Origin of the sequence: Streptomyces vulcanius, assembly GCF_042653945.1 — a bacterium.
Taxonomy (GTDB): Bacteria; Actinomycetota; Actinomycetes; order Streptomycetales; family Streptomycetaceae; genus Streptomyces; species Streptomyces mangrovi.
In genome coordinates, this window is record NZ_JBHSFK010000020.1 from 63,437 (window position 1) to 79,625 (window position 16,189).

General features: G+C 72.0%; 16 protein-coding genes and 1 tRNA gene. 6 read left to right on the forward strand and 11 right to left on the reverse strand.

Annotated features, from left to right (window positions below; translation table 11 throughout):
• Position 1: 1 nt before the first annotated feature.
• The 4 genes from ACFPIH_RS28445 to ACFPIH_RS28460 form a co-directional block, all read right to left on the reverse strand.
• A complete protein-coding gene (locus tag ACFPIH_RS28445) occupies positions 2-802 on the reverse strand; it encodes an enoyl-CoA hydratase/isomerase family protein (RefSeq protein ID WP_381178063.1) in 801 nt (266 codons plus the stop codon).
• A 76-nt stretch (positions 803-878) separates the two neighbouring features.
• Entirely contained in the window at positions 879-1,637 is a 759-nt protein-coding gene (locus tag ACFPIH_RS28450; RefSeq protein ID WP_381178066.1) for a FadR/GntR family transcriptional regulator, read from the reverse strand.
• 71 nt (positions 1,638-1,708) lie between these two features.
• Positions 1,709-2,362, reverse strand: a complete 654-nt coding sequence (locus ACFPIH_RS28455) for an SDR family NAD(P)-dependent oxidoreductase (RefSeq protein WP_381178069.1) — start codon at positions 2,360-2,362, stop codon at positions 1,709-1,711.
• Positions 2,362-3,528, reverse strand: a complete 1,167-nt coding sequence (locus tag ACFPIH_RS28460) for an acyl-CoA dehydrogenase family protein (RefSeq protein ID WP_381178072.1) — start codon at positions 3,526-3,528, stop codon at positions 2,362-2,364. Before ACFPIH_RS28460 ends, ACFPIH_RS28455 begins: the two co-directional genes overlap by 1 nt.
• Before the next feature lie 144 nt (positions 3,529-3,672).
• Here ACFPIH_RS28460 and ACFPIH_RS28465 point away from each other — a divergent pair, with 144 nt between their 5' ends.
• Positions 3,673-4,872, forward strand: a complete 1,200-nt coding sequence (locus ACFPIH_RS28465; RefSeq protein WP_381178074.1) for a serine hydrolase domain-containing protein — start codon at positions 3,673-3,675, stop codon at positions 4,870-4,872.
• 9 nt (positions 4,873-4,881) lie between these two features.
• Here ACFPIH_RS28465 and ACFPIH_RS28470 read toward each other — a convergent pair whose 3' ends face one another.
• A complete protein-coding gene (locus tag ACFPIH_RS28470; protein ID WP_381178077.1) occupies positions 4,882-5,460 on the reverse strand; it encodes a TetR/AcrR family transcriptional regulator in 579 nt (192 codons plus the stop codon).
• Positions 5,461-5,602: 142 nt separating this feature from the next.
• Between ACFPIH_RS28470 and ACFPIH_RS28475 the strand changes: the two genes are divergently transcribed.
• From ACFPIH_RS28475 to ACFPIH_RS28495, 5 genes are all read left to right on the forward strand, one after another.
• Positions 5,603-7,033: an MFS transporter gene (locus ACFPIH_RS28475; protein ID WP_381178080.1), complete on the forward strand. Its 1,431-nt coding sequence runs from the start codon at positions 5,603-5,605 to the stop codon at positions 7,031-7,033.
• Positions 7,034-7,077: 44 nt separating this feature from the next.
• A tRNA-Pro gene (locus ACFPIH_RS28480) sits at positions 7,078-7,151 on the forward strand.
• A 63-nt stretch (positions 7,152-7,214) separates the two neighbouring features.
• Complete coding sequence (locus tag ACFPIH_RS28485) at positions 7,215-7,649, forward strand: ATP-binding protein (protein ID WP_381178083.1); 435 nt, start codon at positions 7,215-7,217, stop codon at positions 7,647-7,649.
• Complete coding sequence (locus ACFPIH_RS28490) at positions 7,646-7,807, forward strand: hypothetical protein (protein WP_381178086.1); 162 nt, start codon at positions 7,646-7,648, stop codon at positions 7,805-7,807. The genes ACFPIH_RS28485 and ACFPIH_RS28490 overlap by 4 nt, the downstream gene beginning before the upstream one ends.
• Positions 7,808-7,920: 113 nt before the next feature.
• Positions 7,921-9,105 carry an acyl-CoA dehydrogenase family protein gene (locus ACFPIH_RS28495; protein ID WP_381178088.1) on the forward strand — a complete coding sequence of 395 codons (1,185 nt, stop codon included), beginning with the start codon at positions 7,921-7,923 and terminating at the stop codon, positions 9,103-9,105.
• 54 nt (positions 9,106-9,159) lie between these two features.
• Here the strand turns inward: ACFPIH_RS28495 and ACFPIH_RS28500 are convergent, their stop codons facing one another.
• The 6 genes from ACFPIH_RS28500 to ACFPIH_RS28525 all read right to left on the reverse strand — a co-directional run bounded on the left by ACFPIH_RS28500 (position 9,160) and on the right by ACFPIH_RS28525 (position 16,043).
• Positions 9,160-9,678, reverse strand: coding sequence for a PaaI family thioesterase (locus ACFPIH_RS28500; RefSeq protein WP_381178091.1), 519 nt, complete (start codon positions 9,676-9,678; stop codon positions 9,160-9,162).
• Positions 9,679-9,695: 17 nt separating this feature from the next.
• A complete protein-coding gene (locus ACFPIH_RS28505) occupies positions 9,696-10,670 on the reverse strand; it encodes an LLM class flavin-dependent oxidoreductase (protein WP_381178094.1) in 975 nt (324 codons plus the stop codon).
• On the reverse strand, positions 10,667-13,081 hold the full coding sequence (locus ACFPIH_RS28510; protein WP_381178096.1) for a bifunctional acetate--CoA ligase family protein/GNAT family N-acetyltransferase: 2,415 nt from the start codon (positions 13,079-13,081) through the stop codon (positions 10,667-10,669). The genes ACFPIH_RS28505 and ACFPIH_RS28510 overlap by 4 nt, the downstream gene beginning before the upstream one ends.
• Positions 13,082-13,095: 14 nt before the next feature.
• Complete coding sequence (locus tag ACFPIH_RS28515) at positions 13,096-14,178, reverse strand: amidohydrolase family protein (protein ID WP_381178098.1); 1,083 nt, start codon at positions 14,176-14,178, stop codon at positions 13,096-13,098.
• Positions 14,179-14,280: 102 nt separating this feature from the next.
• Positions 14,281-15,243, reverse strand: coding sequence for an electron transfer flavoprotein subunit alpha/FixB family protein (locus ACFPIH_RS28520; RefSeq protein ID WP_381178100.1), 963 nt, complete (start codon positions 15,241-15,243; stop codon positions 14,281-14,283).
• A 32-nt stretch (positions 15,244-15,275) separates the two neighbouring features.
• Entirely contained in the window at positions 15,276-16,043 is a 768-nt protein-coding gene (locus ACFPIH_RS28525) for an electron transfer flavoprotein subunit beta/FixA family protein (protein WP_381178102.1), read from the reverse strand.
• Positions 16,044-16,189: the final 146 nt, after the last annotated feature.

Sequence of the window (16,189 nt, forward strand, 5' to 3'; positions counted from 1 at the left end):
CTCACTCCTTCTCGGTGGCCGCCCGGCGGCGGTCGGCCCGGGAGGCGAGCTCCTCGACGATGCGGATGTGGTCCGGGCTGGTCATCGTGGACCGCTCGGCGAGCAGCGCGGCCTCCATGCCGCCGCGCGAGACCTGCTCGACGACCGCCGCCAGGGCCGCCTTCGTGGCCCGCAGCGCCTCGGCGGGCTGGGCGGCGAGACGGTGGGCGAGGGCCAGCGCCTCCTCCATCAGCCGGTCGCCCGGCACGACCCGGTTGGCCAGGCCCAGTTCGACCGCGGTGGCGGCGGGGATCCGGTCCCCGGTGAAGAGGTACTCCTTCACCCGCAGCAGGCTGGTCAGCAGCGGCCACAGGGTGACCCCGCCGTCGCCCGCCACCAGGCCGACCGACACATGCGGGTCGGCCAGATAGGCGTCCTCGGCCATCAGGACGAGATCGCAGCCCAGCGCCAGCGAGCAACCCAGGCCCACCGCCGGGCCGTTGACCGCGGCGATCACCGGCAGTGGGAAGCGGATCATCTCGGTCTGGATCGTCCGGTCCAGGCGGATCGACCGCTCCCGCAGCTCCGGGTCGGTGTGGTGGCGGCGCAGATGGCCGAAGTCGCCGCCCGCGCTGAACGCCCGGCCCGCGCCGGTCAGGACGACCGCCCGGGCCTTGCCGTCCTCCGCCAGCTCGCGCCACACCTCGGAGATCCTGCGGTGGAGGTCCTCGGACACTCCGTTGAGCCGGTCGGGGCGGTTCAGTGTGACGATGCGGACGTCGCCGTCGGAGGCCACGGTCAGTACGGGACTCACCTCGCTCATACCCGGATGGTAGGGAAGGTCAGACCGAAACTGTCAATGGTGTTGCACGAATACGAGAATCACATTCTCGCACGCTTCAGATCGAGGTACGGTGATCCACCTCGGCCGCCGCCTGCGCGAAACCGCATACGTGCCGGGTCATCCGCCGTGCGGCGGCCGCCTCGTCGCCGGCCCGGATCGCGTCGGTGATCCGGGCGTGGGCGCGGGCGGTCAGCCCACGGATGCCGGCGTCCATGAACGGCTCCAGGTCGGTGGCCGCGTGGATCGACCGGGAGAGCGCGCTCATGAACCCGATGAGCAGCTCGTTCCCGCTCGCCTGCGCCACCACCGTGTGCCAGCGCACGTTGGCGCGCAGAAACCGCTGGATGTCCTCATCGGCCCCGACCAACTCCGCGTGGGCCGCGTCGAGTTCCGCCAGATCCCGGTCGGTGCGGCGGCGGGCCGCCAGCGCGGCGCACGCCGGTTCGATCGCCTCGCGCGTCTCGTGCAGCGCCTCCAGGCGGATGCGCTGGCCCCGGATCACCAGCTGCACCGTGTTCGCCAGCGACTCCCGCCCGGGCCGGTGCACGAAGGCCCCGCCCCCGCGTCCCGGCCGGATCTCCAGCAGCCCCTCGACCTCCAGGATCCGCAGCGCCTCCCGCACCGTCGCCCGGCTCAGCCCCGTCTGCTCCACGAGCTGCCGCTCCGGGGGCAGCGCCGTGCCCTCCCGGAACTCCCCGGACAGAATCCGCTCCCGCACCTCCGCCGCGAGCACGTCCGACGCCTTCGGCACGGTCAGCGTCTCGAAACGGGGGGCGGGCTGCTCGGAGGGCGACACGGAAGGGCCTCTCGTCATGGCGTCGGGTTCGGCTCGACCATTGAATAGGCCATCCCCGACCCCTGTCACATGACCATCCCCGACCCCTGTCACATGACCATGCCCCCGTCCACCGGCAGCACCTGACCCGTGACGAAGTTGGTCTCCGTCATCGGCGTCGCGGCCAGCGGTGCGAGGGCGTTCACCAGGATGTTCCTGCGGGCCAGTTCGCGGGCCAGGGACTTGGTGAGGCCGATGACCGCGGCCTTGGCGGCGGAGTAGTTCACCTGGCCGAGCGTGCCGACCAGGCCGGCGGAGGACGTGACGTTGATGATCCGGCCCCGGCCGTCCTCGGGAAGGTAGGGCAGGGCCGCCTGCGCGCAGCGGTGGGCGCCCAGGACGTGGACGTCGAGGAGCCGGCGGAAGGAGTCCTCCGTCAGCTTCTCGAACATGGCCGAGGCGGTGACCCCCGCGTTGTTGACCAGGATGTGCAGGGTGCCGCCGGTGAGCGCGGCCGCCCTCGCCACCGCCGTGTCGGCCGCCGCACGGTCGCTCACGTCGAGGGCCGCGCCGGCCGCCGTATGCCCCGCCGCGGACAGCCTGTCGGCGACGGCCACCGCGGCCGCCTCGTCCACGTCGGTCACCAGTACCGCCGCACCGGCCCGGGCGAGGGCCTCGGCGACGGCGCGGCCGATGCCGCCCGCCGCGCCCGTGACCAGCGCGGAGCGCCCCGTCAGATCGAACAGACCCGTCCCGTCGGTCATCAATAGCTCCTCGGAAGTCCCAGCGTGTGCGATCCCAGATAGCCGAGGATCATTTCCTGGCTGACCGGCGCGATCCGCATCAGCCGTGCCTCGCGGAAGAAGCGGGCCACCGGGTACTCCTCGGAGTAGCCCATCCCGCCGTGCGTCTGCAGCGCACGGTCGGCGGCGTCGAACCCGGCGTCCGCGCACAGGTACTTGGCGGTGTTCGCCTCCCGCCCGCAGGGCCGCCCCCGGTCGTACAGCCAGGTCGCCTTGCGCAGCACCAGTTCGGCCGCGTCCAGCCGCGCCAGCGAGTCGGCGAGCGGGAACTGCACGCCCTGGTTCATCCCGATCGGCCGCCCGAACACCACCCGCTCACGGCCGTACCGTACGGCCCGGTCGAGGGCGACGCGGCCGATGCCGAGCGCCTCCGCGGCGATCAGCATGCGCTCCGGGTTGAGCCCGTCGAGGAGGTAGCGGAAGCCCTCGCCCTCCTCGCCGACCCGGTCCTCCACGGGGACCCGCAGATCGTCGATGAACAGCTCGTTCGAGGTGACGGCGTTGCGGCCCATCTTCGGGATGGGGCGGATGTCGACCCGGTCGCGGTCGAGGTCGGTGAGGAACAGGGTCATGCCGTCGGTACGGCGGCCGACCTCGGCCGGCCGGGACGTCCGGGTCAGCAGCAGGATCTTCTCCGACTCCACCGCCTTGGAGATCCACACCTTGCGTCCGCTGACGACGTAGTGGTCGCCCTCCCGGCGTGCGTACGTCGTGATGCTCGTGGTGTCCAGACCCGCGCCGGGCTCGGTCACCCCGAAGCAGACGTGCAGGTCGCCGGTGGCGATGCGCGGCAGGGTGCGCCGCTTCAGCTCCTCGGAGCCGTGCACCACCACCGGATGCATGCCGAAGATCGACATGTGGATCGCGCTGGCGGCGTTCATCCCGCCCCCGGAGCGCGCGACCTCCTCGAGCAGCAGCGTCGCCTCGGTGATGCCGAGGCCGTGGCCGCCGTACGCCTCCGGGACGGTGATGCCCAGCCAGCCGCCGCCCGCGACGGCGGCGTAGAACTCCTCGGGGAACGCGTGGTCGCGGTCCTTCTCCATCCAGTACCGGTCGTCGAAGTCCTTCAGGAGTCCGCCTACGGCCCCCCGGATCGTGTTCTGGTCCTCGGTCAGCTCGAAGTCCACGGCGGGGCCACCCCTCAGCCGGATCGTTTGAACATATCAAAGGTCAGACCAAAGTGGCTGTCAACTCCTCCTTACGGGTCCGGCGCCGCGGTGTCCGGAGTGTTGGCGGCGGAGCCGCTTCGACGATCCACCCATAGTGCGCGTATGACGCGTACCCGTACGGCGGTGCTGTGCGCCGCCGCCCTCCTCGTCTCCACCCTCCAGACGGCGGCCGCCACCGCCGCCGCCCCGGACCACCATGACCGGGCCTGTGCCGCCACCCGGAACCCGCAGGGCCAGGCCCGCAAGGTCCTCACCCTCGTCCGCGCCGCCCGGAAGGACCTCGACCTCAAGGCCGCCCTGGTCAAGGTCACGGTCGACGGGCGTGAACTCCTCACCGGCGCGGTCGGCGAGTCCATGACGGACGTGCCCGCCACCCCCGCGATGCACTTCAGGACCGGTTCGGTCGGAATCGCCTTCATGGGCACCGTGCTGCTCCAACTGGTCCAGGAGCACAAGGCGCGCCTCGACGACCCGGTCTCCCGCTGGCTGCCGGGCCTGCCGCACGGCGACAGGATCACCCTGCGCATGCTCGGCGACAGCACCTCCGGCCTCCACGACTACGTCACCGACCCGGTGTTCCTGAAGAAGCTGTACGCCGATCCGTGGCAGCACTGGACGCCCGGGGAAGTCGTCGGGATCTCCCTCGGGCACCCCCTGTGGTACAAGCCCGGCACCAACTGGAGCTACTCGCACGCCAACTTCGTCCTCCTCGGCCGCGCCCTGGAGAAGATCTCCGGCACCCCGCTGGAGCGCCTCCTGCGGGAACGCGTCGTGAAGCCCCTCGGCCTGCGCAACACCCGGAACAACGACACCGCGGAGATCCCGCAGCCCGTCCTGCACGCCTACGACGACGAACGCGGCACCTACGAGGAGTCCACGTACTGGAACCCCTCCTGGACCACCGCCCCCGGCGCCGTCCTCACCCAGGACATCTGCGACCTCGCCCGCTCCGGACGGGCCGTCGGCTCGGGCGAACTGCTCTCGAAGCGCTCCTTCCGTACCCAGCTGAACCCGGGCACGGTCGGCCTCGGCCACCCCACCCGCACCTGCCCCGCCACGGTCTGTCTGCCCATGACCGAGGACTTCCACTTCGGCGTCGGCGTGGTCGTCAAGAACGGCTGGGTGGTGCAGAACCCGTCGTTCTTCGGCTACGCGGCCGTGATGGCGTACGAGCCGCGCAAGCGGCTGTCCATCGCGGTGTCGACGACCGTGGGTCCGAAGGCGCCCGCCGGCAACACCGCCCAGACGGTCACCGAACGGATCGCGGAACTCCTGGACCCGGAGCACCCGCTCGCCGGCTGACTCCCGTTGTCAGCGCCCGGCGCGCACCCCGTCCAGGGCGATGGCCAGGACGCGGTCGCGCTGGGCGTCGTCCGTGAAGGCCGTCGCGGTGACGCCGGCGACCAGCCGCAGCAGATCGCCGAAGTCCATGTCCGCCCGGGCCGCCCCGGCCCGCTGCGCCCGCTCGAACAGCGGCCCGCCCGCCGCGTACATCGAGTCACGGCAGGCCTGGAAGATCTCCGACTCGTCCTCCAGCGCCTCGCGCACCGCCCGCTTGGTGACCATGTATCCGGCGAACCGCTCCAGCCAGGCCGTGAGCGCCTTCCAGGGCTCCAGGCCGGCAAGCTCCACGGCCGACCGGCACAGCGCGTTGACCTCGTCCGCGTACACGCTCTCGAACAGCGCCCGGCGGGTCGGGAAGTTCCGGTACAGCGTGCCGATGCCGACGCCCGCGCGGCGCGATACGTCCTCCAGGGACGCCTCGGAGCCGTGCTCGGTGAACGCCTCGCGCGCGGCGGCCAGCAAGGCGTCGTAGTTGCGGGCCGCGTCCTTACGGTTCGGCCGCTGGGCCGCGACGATCTCGCTGACGGGGAACGACTGGGCGGGCACGGCTGCCTCCTGGACGGGACTCGGTCGGAACGGGGGATCGGTTGAAGCGGAGGTATACCTCCGCTATGGTGGAGGGGTGCCTCCACTTTAACAGTCCGAGGCCCCTTCTCCGTTTCCCGAGAGTCCTTCCGAGAGGCTTCTCATGCCCCGCAAGTCCTCCCGCCTCACCTTCGCGGTCCTCGCGACGGGTGCGGGCGTGTTCTCGATGCTCCAGTCGCTGATAGCGCCGGCCCTGCCGACCGTCCAGCACGCGCTGCACACCTCGCAGTCCACGGCGACCTGGGTGATGACCGCGTATCTGCTCTCCGCCTCGATCTTCACCCCGATCCTCGGCCGCGTCGGCGACCTGATCGGCAAGAAGCGCACCCTCGTCGGGGTCCTCCTCGCCGTCCTGGCCGGCTGTCTCCTCGCCGCCCTCGCACCGACCATCGGCGTGCTGATCGTCGCCCGGGTGGTCCAGGGCATCGGCGGCGCCCTGTTCCCGCTCTCCTTCGGGATCATCCGGGACGAGTTCGCCGCGTCGGAGGTCCCCGGCCGGATCAGCGACCTGTCCGCGGTGATCGCCGCGGGCGGCGGCGTCGGCATGGTCGCCGCCGGACCGATCGTCTCCGCGCTCGACTACCGCTGGCTGTTCTGGATCCCGGTCGCGATCGTCGCCGCCGCCACGCTCATCGCCGTACGCTATGTGCCCGAGTCGCCCAACAGGGGCGCGGGGCAGGTCAACTGGCTCGGCGCCGTCCTGCTCTCCGGCTGGCTGGTGGCCCTGCTGCTGCCGCTCAGCCAGGCGAGCGGGTGGGGCTGGGGTTCGGCCCGGGTGATCGGACTGTTCGCCCTCGCCGTCGTGCTGTTCGCGCTGTGGCTGCTGGCCGAGGCCCGCTCCCGCACCCCGCTGATCGACCTGCGGGTGATGCGACTGCCCGCCGTGTGGACCACCAACCTCGCCGCCCTGCTGTTCGGCGCGGGCATGTACGCGATCTGGTCCTTCCTGCCGGGCTTCGTGCAGACCCCGAGCTCGGCGGGCTACGGCTTCGGCGCGAGCGTCACCGCGTCCGGCCTGCTCATGCTGCCCATGCTGGTCGCGATGTTCGTCTCCGGCGTGCTCAGCGGGCGCCTCGCACCCCGCGTCGGCGCCAAGGCGCTGCTCACCAGCGGTGCCGCGCTCGGCGCGGTGGCCCTGGGCTTCCTCGCCCTCTGGCACGACACACAGTGGCAGATCGCCCTCGTCGCGGGCGTGTTCGGCCTGGGCATCGGCCTCGCCTTCGCCTCGATGGCCAACCTGATCGTCGGCAGCGTCCCGCCCGAGCAGACCGGCGCCGCCACCGGTATGAACGCCAACATCCGCACCATCGGCGGCTCCATCGGCGCCGCGGTGACCAGCGTCCTGGTCACCGGCCGGCTCCAGCCCTCCGGTCTGCCGTACGGCTCCGGCTACACCCACGCCTTCACTCTGCTGGCGCTGCTCTGCCTGGGCGCGGCCCTCGCCGCCCTCCTGGTCCCCGTACGACGCCCCGCCCCGCTGTCGGCCCCGGCCGCACGGCAGGCCCCGGCCCCCGAGTCCGCTCGGGTGCGGTAGGGTTGAGCCGCACGTTCCCGCAGCTCACCGCCGTGGGGACGCGGCGGGACGTGGCGCAGCTTGGTAGCGCACTTGACTGGGGGTCAAGGGGTCGCAGGTTCAAATCCTGTCGTCCCGACAGAGTTCATCAGCGGGTCTGCCGACAACGGCAGGCCCGCTGGGTGCATTTGTGTGACAGGTGATGGCAATCCGCGGCCCGCAAGCTACAACGCGGGCGCGTCCCACCGGCTACCCGGGGTACAGCCAGACATTGCCGTGCGAGCCTGAGAGCGCGGGCATGGCCCGTCGCCTGGTGCGCGTCGCGCTGACCGCCTGGGGCCTGGACGACTTGGCCGACGACGGTGCCCTGATCGTCTCCGAGTTGGTGTCCAACTCCGTCCAGCATGCTCAGAGCCATTTCATCCGGGTCACGGTCACCCGCCCCGGGGTGACGCGTGTGCGCATCGGCGTCGTGGACAAGTCGGAGCGGGCCCCGGTGTGCCGGAAGCCGGCTGAAGAGGACGAGAGCGGGCGCGGTCTCGTGCTCGTGAGAGCGCTGGCGAAGGACTGGGGTGCTGATCGGCTGCCGTGGGGCAAGAGGGTGTGGGCCGAGCTGCGGGGGAAGGAACGCGGATGACTGACGAGCGGCAGCCGTGGGTGGGCGACCTGATTCATGACAAGGACGCCGACCGACGCGGCATCGTCACGGATGTGCGCGTCGGCGCGGTGTGGGTGCTGCGGCCGGAGCGCCTGGTCGTAGTGACGCCGAGTGCGGAGATGCGGAAACAGCCGTAGTCACGTGGAAGGCCTGGCTCGGTGATCGTCGCCGAGCCGGCCCCTTTCGGCCGGCCGTGCTTCGACCATGGAACTCATCCGGCTTCATCCGCTAACATAGAATAATTAGATAGATGATTTGGCGGGTTAAGGGCGAGGGAGTGGCCGTGGACTTCGGGCTGACCGACGAGCAGGACCTGTTGCGCGCGACGGCACGGCAGTTCGTCGCCGACGTGTGCCCGGCCGAGCGGGCCAAGCGCTGGGACGAGGAGGGCGTCGTACCGCCCGAGCTGTTCCGGGGCATGGCCGACCTCGGCTGGTTCTCGCTGCCCTTCGCCGAGGAGGAGGGCGGGGACGGGGGAGGGCCGCTCGAGCTGGTGCTGATCGCCGAGGAGCTCGGGCGGGCCAGTTTCGACGTCGCCATGTGCTACATCGGCGTGCTCATTCCCGGCATCACGGTGTTCCGGTGGGGCGACGAGGCCCAGCGCGACTTCATCCGCGAGCGGGTGATGACCGGCCGGCACCGGCTCGCCGTCGGCCTCAGCGAGCCGGACAGCGGGTCCGACGCGGCGGCCCTGCGCACCACCGCCGAGGACCACGGGGAGCACTTCCTGGTGCGCGGCCAGAAGGCGTGGTGCACGGGAGGAGGGCTGCCGGATACCACCATCGCGACCTATGTCCGCACCGGGCCCCGCGAGCCCAAGCACGGTGGGATCAGCCTGCTGCTCGTCGACCCCACGACCGAGGGGGTCGAGGTCCGCCGCACACCGACGCTGGCCCGGCACATCCTCGGCACCAACGAGGTCTTCTTCAACGACGTCCTGGTGCCCAGGGAGAACCTCGTCGGCCCCCGCGACGAGGGCTGGAAGGTCATGCTCTCCAACATCGAACTGGAGAAGGTGATCATCTCCGGGGGATATCTGGGCGCCGCGCAGGCCACCCTCGACGAGATGCTCGAGTACGCCCGCACCCGGCACGCCTTCGGCCGTCCCATCGGCAACTTCCAGGCCCTCGCCCACGCCATGGCCGACCTCCAGACCGAGATCGACTCCGCCCGGCTGCTCGCGTACCGCGCCGCGTGGCTGCTCGCGCAGGGCAGGCCGTGCACGCGGGAGGGCTCGATGGCGAAGCTGAAGGGCTCGGAGACGTATGTGGCCGCCGCTCGGCTGGGGATGCAGGTCTGTGCGGGGCACGGGTTCTCCACCGAGAGCGTGATGAGCTTCCGCTACCGGGAGTCGATCGTCGCCACGATCTCCGGCGGCACCAGCCAGATCCAGCGCAACGGCATCGCCCGCAGCATGGGGTTGCGCAGCTACTGAGTCAGGACGAGCGGTAGCAGGAGGGGGGAGGCACGATGTGCCTCCCCCCTCCTGCTACCGCTCGTCCTGTTCCGCCAGCCAGTCGGCGTGGCGGGCGAAGTGGCCCTGGTCCCGGGTCACCCAGATGCCGGAGGCCCGGGCCAGTACGGCGCGGGTCGGCAGGAGCACCATCTCGCCGGTGATGTACCAGCGTGAGCCCTCACGCCGCTCGACCCGGGCACTGACCTCCAGCGGCCGTCCCACCGGTACCGGCTTGACGAAGCTGACGGTCAGCTCGGCCGTCACGCTCAACACCCGGTGCAGCAGCGGGAGATGGCCGAGGCAGTCGTCCAGCACGGCCGCCGTCCAGCCGCCGTGCGCGACGTCGGGGCCGCCTTCCTGGTCGCGCGGACAGGTGAGGGCGAACCGGGCCACGCCGTCCTCGTCGAGCCGCTCCCGCTCCACCCCCAGCCGGCAGGTGCCCCGCTCGCGGCAGGCGCCGCACAGGGCGACACCGCCCGGGGTGCGGGGCGGTTCCTGGAAGTCCCCGCCGGCCCGGACCACGGGGCCCGTCGCACCGGATGTCGTCGACATTTCCGCAACTCCTCGATTCAGACGTCGGCCAGCAGGGGGCGCAACTTGCCCGCGATGAGCTGGACCTGACGGGCCACCATGTCCTCCGGCATGCCCGCCAGCGACGCCCACAGGAACACGCCCTCCACCGGCAGTCCCTTGACGTAGGTCCTGATGGCGTCGGCGGTCTCCTCCGGCGTGCCGTACAGGAACTGGCCGACACCGGTTGCCGAAAGGCCCGTCTCCCGCCACTTCTCGGGGTCGATCGGGCGGGGGAGGGGCTGGTCGGTGCCCTCCACCATGTACCGGCGGTAGCTGTCCCACTGGTAGGCGAGGTACTTGCGGACCTCCGGCCAGTCGCCCTCCGGGTCCTCCGTGACGAACGTCGTGAACGAGCCCTGCATCCGCGCCGACGACACGTCGTAGCCGCTCTCCGCGAGCCCGTCCCGGTACGGCGTCAGCAGCGCCGGGTTGAGCGACAGCAGCCCGGTGCCGAGGCGGCCGGCCCGCCGGGCGCCCTGCGGACCCTGGTAGCCCAGCCAGATGGGGAAGGGGTCCTGGACCGGGCCGGGGGTGACCAGCGACTCGGCCCACAGACCGCGGATCTCCCGGACCCGCTGGTCGGTCACGGTGTAGCGCTTGGCGAGGTCGGCGCCGTAGAGCCGGTACTCGGGCACCCGGTAGCCGGTGCCGAGGCCGAGGTCGAGGCGGCCGTCGCTGATGATGTCCACGATGGCCGCCTGTTCGGCGAGTTCGGGGGCCGCGTGCAGGGGCGCCGGGATCACCGCCGTGCCCAGGCGCACCCGGCGGGTGCGGGCGGCGGCCGCCGCGGCCATGGTGAGCGGCTGCGGGAGGTAGCCGTCCTCGAAACCGTGGTGCTCGGAGAACCAGACGGAGTCCAGACCCAGCCGGTCCGCCTCCTCGCACATCTCCAGGGCGAAGCCGTACACACGCGACCAACTCCGCTGCCAGGGCGGGGGGTTGCGCATGTCGAAGTAGATGCCCACCTTCATCGTGCACCTCCAGGGGTGTCGTCGGCCAGCCGGATCGTCGCGTGTGCGACGGCGACCCCGCCGCCCGGCGGCAGCAGTCGTACGGGGCGCAGTTCGAGGGATTCGATCTCGGGGAGGTCCTCGACCATCGCCGAGATCCGCAGCACCGTCTCCTCCAGTGCCGCCAGGTCCACGCCCGGCCCGCCCGTCCTGCCGTCCAGCAGCGGCGCGGCCCGCAGCGAGCGGACCATCTCGCGGGCGTCGCGGTCGCTGAGCGGGGTCACACGGCGGGCGACGTCCGCCATGAGGTCGGCGTAGTCCCCGGTGAGGCCGAAGGAGAGGACCGGCCCGAAGACCGGGTCGGCGTCGACGGAGAGGAACGCGTCCGGGCCGGGGCCGGGACCCGGGTCGTGTACGGCGATGCCGTACGCGGCCAGCAGTCCGGCGGCAGCCGGGGCCGTGGGCCCGGCGAGCAGCGCGCGGGCCCGGTCCACGTCGACGCCCGGGAGGTCGGGTACGACACCGGCGGGCGTGGCGCGCCAGGCCTGGTAGGCCGCCGCGTGGCCGAGCGAGGCGGCTGCGGCCTCGGGGAACGTGTACGTCGGTACCACCAGGTCTCCCCGGCGCAGCAGGTCGGCGACGCCCGCGCCGCCCAGGAAACTGGTGACCACCGGCTTGTCGGGTGCCGCCGCCGCGGCGTCGAGGATCGCGGACGCCACCTCGTCGGGCTTGTCCGCCAGCGGCGGCATGAACAGCACGATCGCCGCGTCGATGCCGTCGTCGTCCAGGACGGCGGCCACCGCCTGCCGGTAGTGCTCGGCGCTGGCCATCGGGGTGAGGTCGATGGGGTTGGCGACGTCCGCGCCCGGCGCGAGGACCGGGGCCAGCCGCCGCCGGGTGCGCTCGCCGAGCGCGGGCACCCGCAGACCGCCCGCCGCGCAGGCGCCGACGGTCAGGGCCGCGGGGCCGCCCGCGTTGGTGATCACGGCGATCCGGTCGCCGGGCGGGGGCGGCTGGTGGGCGAGCAGCAGCGCGACGTCGAAGAGTTCCTGGAGGCTGCGGGTGCGGATCACCCCGGCCTGCGCGAACAGGGAACTGACGGCCGAGTCGGCCTCGCCGCCCGGGTGCACGGCGACGATCGGCTTGCGCGGCGCGACCCGGCGGGCGATGCGGGCGAACCGGCGCGGATTGCCGAAGGTCTCGACGTGCAGCAGGACCACCGAGGTCGCGGGGTCCTCCTCCCACCACTGGAGCAGGTCGTTGGTGGACACGTCCACGGCGTGGCCGACCGACACGAAGCCGGAGAAGCCGAGCCCGAGCCGGCGGGCGAAGTCGAGCACCGCGAGCCCGAGCGGCCCCGACTGGCTGGACATCGCCACCCGGCCGGGTGCCGGCAGGGCGGGCGAGAAGGTCGCGGCGAGCCGCGCGGCGGGCGTCGTGTTGACGACGCCCATGCAGTTCGGGCCGACCAGCCGCATACCGGAGGCGCGGGCGAAGCGGGCCAGTTCGCGCTCGGCGGCCCGCCCGGCGGCACCGGTCTCCCCGAAGCCGCTGGAGACGACCACCACCGCCTTGACACCGGCCTCGGCGCACTCGCGTACGACATCGGGCACGGCCTCGGCCCGTACGGCGACCAGGGCCAGGTCCGGCGGCTCGGGAAGGTCGGCGACCCGGGCGTACGCCCGCACCCCCGCGACCCGCTCGGCGTGCGGGTTGACGGGGAACACCGCGCCCTCGAAGCCGCCCCGCAGCAGGTTGGCCACGATCTCGTGGCCGATGGTCAGGGGGTCCCGGTTGGCGCCGACCACAGCGACCGAGCGCGGTTCGAGCAGGGGCCGCAGGGACCGCCGTACGGCGGTGTGTTCGCGGCGCTCGGCCCGGGCCACGGCCTGGGCCTGCGGGTCGATCGCGATCTCGAAGTGCACGATCTGGCCGGGCGGCCCCGCCTCGACCCGGTAGCCGGAGCCGAGGAACACGTTGATCATGCGGGTGTTGTCGGCGAGGACGTCTGCCTCGAGGACCCTGATGCCCCGGGCACGGGCCGCCGCGGCGATGTGCTCCAGGAGCAGCCGCCCGAAGCCCTCGCTCTGGTGGTCGTCCCGGATGGTGAAGGTGACCTCGGCGTGCTCCGGCTCCTCGGGGTCGCGGACGTAGCGCACCAGGCCCGCGATGTCCTCGCCGGCCAGGGCGACCAGCGCCAGCTCGTTGAGGTAGTCGACGTGTGCGCCGCGCCGGATGACGTCGTCGCGCACCCGGACCACCGGGCCGAGCGAGCGGTAGGCCAGGGTCGCCCTGGACAGCCCGGCGACGAAGGCGACCAGCCGGTCGGCGTCCTCGGGCCGGACCGGCCGGACGAACGTCGACCGGCCGGTCCTGACGAGCCCCGGCCGCTCCAGATCCTCCGGATACGGCGGACCGGCCGGACCGTTCACGGGGCTGTCGCCGCTCAGACGGCCGCCTCCTGGGGAGTCGGCTCGGGCAGCCGGAACAGCTCGTTGAAGGTGCCGCGGGTGACCCGGTCGCGGATGTCGTCCGACACGCCGTCGAACAGGTCGTGCAGCGTGGACTGGGTGTGGCCGTAGGTGCCCTCCAGGTGGGGGTAGTCGTCGCCCCACATGACGTTGCGGTAGCCGGTCGCCTCGACGATCTCCACCGAGCTCTTGTCGTGCTGGAAGGAGGCGTACACCTGCTGGCGGATGATCTCGCTGGGCAGCCGGCTCAGCTTGGGGCGGACGAACATGCCGTGCTGGCGGTACGCCTCGTCCATACGGTCGCCGATGGCCGGCACCCAGCCGGCGCCGCCCTCCGCGATGAGGATCTTCAGGTCCGGGTGCCGGTCCAGGGCGCCGCCCGCGACCATGTGGGAGATCACGCGCATGCCCGGATAGGTGGTCTCCATGTAGTTGACCACCGCGCCGCCGGGGCCGCGGAAGACGACGGTCTCGGAGAAGCCGGTGCCGATGTGGAAGCCGATCGTCAGACCGGCCCGCTCGGCCGCCGCCCACAGCGGATCCCAGCGGTCCAGGGCGTACTCCTCGCCCGGCCGGGTCGAGGACGGCAGGAACACCGCCTGGAAACCGAGCTCCGCGACCCGCTCCACCTCGGCGACCGCGTCGTCGATGTCGGCCGTGGAGACACAGGCGGGGGTGATCACGCGCTTGTTCTTGCACAGGATCTCGTCGTACGCCCAGTCGTTCCAGGCCCGCACGGTCTCCCGGGCCAGCTCGGGCTCGGTGATCGAGACCAGCCAGAACCCCATGGAGGGGAAGGCCAGTTGACCCCAGACGCCCTCCTGGTTGAGGTCCTTGAGGCGGACCTCCAGGTCCCAGGCCCCCGGCGGACGCATGGCGTCCATGAAGTCGCCGAGCTGGCGGTCGACGCGCTCGCCGTCGATGTAGAGCACCTCGTACTTCTCGCCGCGCTCGCTGCGCGGCGCCCGGGCGGCCAGCCGCGGCGGCAGCGCCTCGGTCCACAGGTCGGCCGGCTCCATCACGTGGGAGTCCCCCGAGTTGACCCAGATCTTGGTCATGGCGCTCCTTCGGGTAAATCGATGTAATCAGTTAGCGATTTTAGTTGTATGGGTCCGAGGAGGGAAGCCCGGAATGCGGTGGAGATCGGACGGTCACGGAGATCAGCCCCGCCGCCGCTCGATCTCCTCGACCAGCTGCGGCAGCACCTGGAACAGGTCCCCGACCACTCCGTAGTCGGCGAGTTCGAAGATCGGCGCGTCCGCGTCCTTGTTGACCGCGACGATGGTCCGGGAGGTCTGCATGCCCGCCCGGTGCTGGATCGCGCCGGAGATCCCGGCGGCGAGATACAGCTGCGGGGAGACCTGGGTGCCGGTCTGTCCGACCTGGTGGCTGTGCGGGTACCAGCCCGCGTCCACGGCGGCGCGGGACGCCCCGACGGCCGCGCCCAGCGTGTCGGCGACCCGCTCGACGAGCGCGAAGTTCTCGGCGCCGTTCACTCCGCGCCCGCCGGAGACCACGATGTCCGCCTCGGTCAGCTCCGGGCGCTCGCCGCGCTCCCGGGCGGTGCGGGACACGACCGTGACGGCGGCGGAGGCCGGCCCGAAGACGATGTCCGGCTTCTCCACGAGGGGCGTTACGGGCGCGGGCTCGGGCGGGGTGGCGTTGGGCCGTACGGCGATGACCGGCACGCCGACCGTGACACGGGACGTCACCCGGTGCGTGGCCGCGAACGCCGACTGCTCGGTGACCGGGCCGTCCTGGCCCGCGGTCACGTCCACGGCGTCGGTGATCAGCCCCGAGTCCAGGCGGAGCGCGACCCGGGCGGCGGTCTCCTTGCCGTCGGGCGTCGACGGCAGCAGGATCGCCGCGGGGCCGACGCGTGCGGCGAGCTGCGCGAGGGCGTCGACGGCCGGGGTGACGAGGTGCTCCTCGGTCTCCGGCGCGTCCACGACGTAGACCTTGTGCGCGCCGAAGCGGCCGAGCGTGTCCGTCGCGGCGTCGGCACCCGGCCCGAGGACGACGGCCGAGGGTTCGCCGAGACGGCGGGCGAGGGTGAGCAGTTCGAGAGCCGGCTTGCGCACGGCGCCGTCTGCATGGTCGACGAGGACGAGGATCTCGGCCACGGGTGGCTGCTCCTTGCTCTGTGGAAGGCGGGTCAGACGAACTTGCCGTGGGCGAGGAAGCCGGCCAGGGCCACGCCGGCCTCGCCGTCGTCGGTGACGATCTCGCCCTGGGCGCGCGGTGGGCGCCGGGACGCCTGGTCGACGGCCGAGCGGGCGCCCGCCGTGCCGACCTGGTCGGCCGAGAGGCCGAGGCCGTCGAGGTCCGTGGTCCGTACCGGCTTCTTCTTCGCGGCCATGATCCCCTTGAAGGAGGGGTACCGGGCGTCACCGGAGCGGTCGGTGACCGACACGACGGCCGGGAGGGTGCCCCGTACCCGCACGCTCGCCCCGTCGCCCTCGCGCCGGCCGGTCACCGTGCCGTCCTCGACCGAGACGGACAGCTCCTCGACATGGGTGACGGCGGGCACGCCGAGCCGCTCGGCCAGGAGTGCCGGGACGACGCCCGTGGTGCCGTCCGTGGAGGCCATCCCGCACAGGACGAGGTCGAAGCCGGTCTGTTCGATCGCCCGGGCCAGCACCAGCGAGGTGCCGAACGCGTCGCTCCCGCCGATCGCCTCGTCGCTCACATGGACCGCCCCGTCGCCGCCCATGGCCAGCGCCTTGCGCAGCGCGTCGCGGGCGTCGTCGGGGCCGACGGTGAGGAAGGTGATCTCGGCGTCCGTGCCCGACTCGGCGATCCGCAGGGCCTGCTCGACGGCGTACTCGTCCAGCTCGGACAGCAGCGAGTCCACCGACGCGCGGTCGGTCCTGCCGTCCTCGGCGAAGGTGCGGTCCGCCGTGGCGTCGGGCACGTGCTTCACACAGACGATGATCTTCACAACCGCGCTCCCGACCGCTCCAGAAGGTTGAATGAGTGCTAATAGTTAACTATATATTGAGGCGGGAAGCGAGACCCTGGTTCAATCCGTCGAATTGGTTGACTGATTGCGCTGATAGCTGGAAGATC

Bases quoted from the DNA above. Each gene is read 5' to 3' on its own strand.
- ACFPIH_RS28515 (WP_381178098.1), bottom strand. From the start codon at position 14,178: ATGACCAAGATCTGGGTCAACTCGGGGGACTCCCACGTGATGGAGCCG.
- ACFPIH_RS28450 (WP_381178066.1), bottom strand. From the start codon at position 1,637: ATGACGAGAGGCCCTTCCGTGTCGCCCTCCGAGCAGCCCGCCCCCCGT.
- ACFPIH_RS28455 (WP_381178069.1), bottom strand. From the start codon at position 2,362: ATGACCGACGGGACGGGTCTGTTCGATCTGACGGGGCGCTCCGCGCTG.
- ACFPIH_RS28500 (WP_381178091.1), bottom strand. From the start codon at position 9,678: ATGTCGACGACATCCGGTGCGACGGGCCCCGTGGTCCGGGCCGGCGGG.
- ACFPIH_RS28490 (WP_381178086.1), top strand. From the start codon at position 7,646: ATGACTGACGAGCGGCAGCCGTGGGTGGGCGACCTGATTCATGACAAG.
- ACFPIH_RS28485 (WP_381178083.1), top strand. From the start codon at position 7,215: ATGGCAATCCGCGGCCCGCAAGCTACAACGCGGGCGCGTCCCACCGGC.
- ACFPIH_RS28495 (WP_381178088.1), top strand. From the start codon at position 7,921: ATGATTTGGCGGGTTAAGGGCGAGGGAGTGGCCGTGGACTTCGGGCTG.
- ACFPIH_RS28445 (WP_381178063.1), bottom strand. From the start codon at position 802: ATGAGCGAGGTGAGTCCCGTACTGACCGTGGCCTCCGACGGCGACGTC.
- ACFPIH_RS28465 (WP_381178074.1), top strand. From the start codon at position 3,673: ATGACGCGTACCCGTACGGCGGTGCTGTGCGCCGCCGCCCTCCTCGTC.
- ACFPIH_RS28505 (WP_381178094.1), bottom strand. From the start codon at position 10,670: ATGAAGGTGGGCATCTACTTCGACATGCGCAACCCCCCGCCCTGGCAG.
- ACFPIH_RS28475 (WP_381178080.1), top strand. From the start codon at position 5,603: ATGCCCCGCAAGTCCTCCCGCCTCACCTTCGCGGTCCTCGCGACGGGT.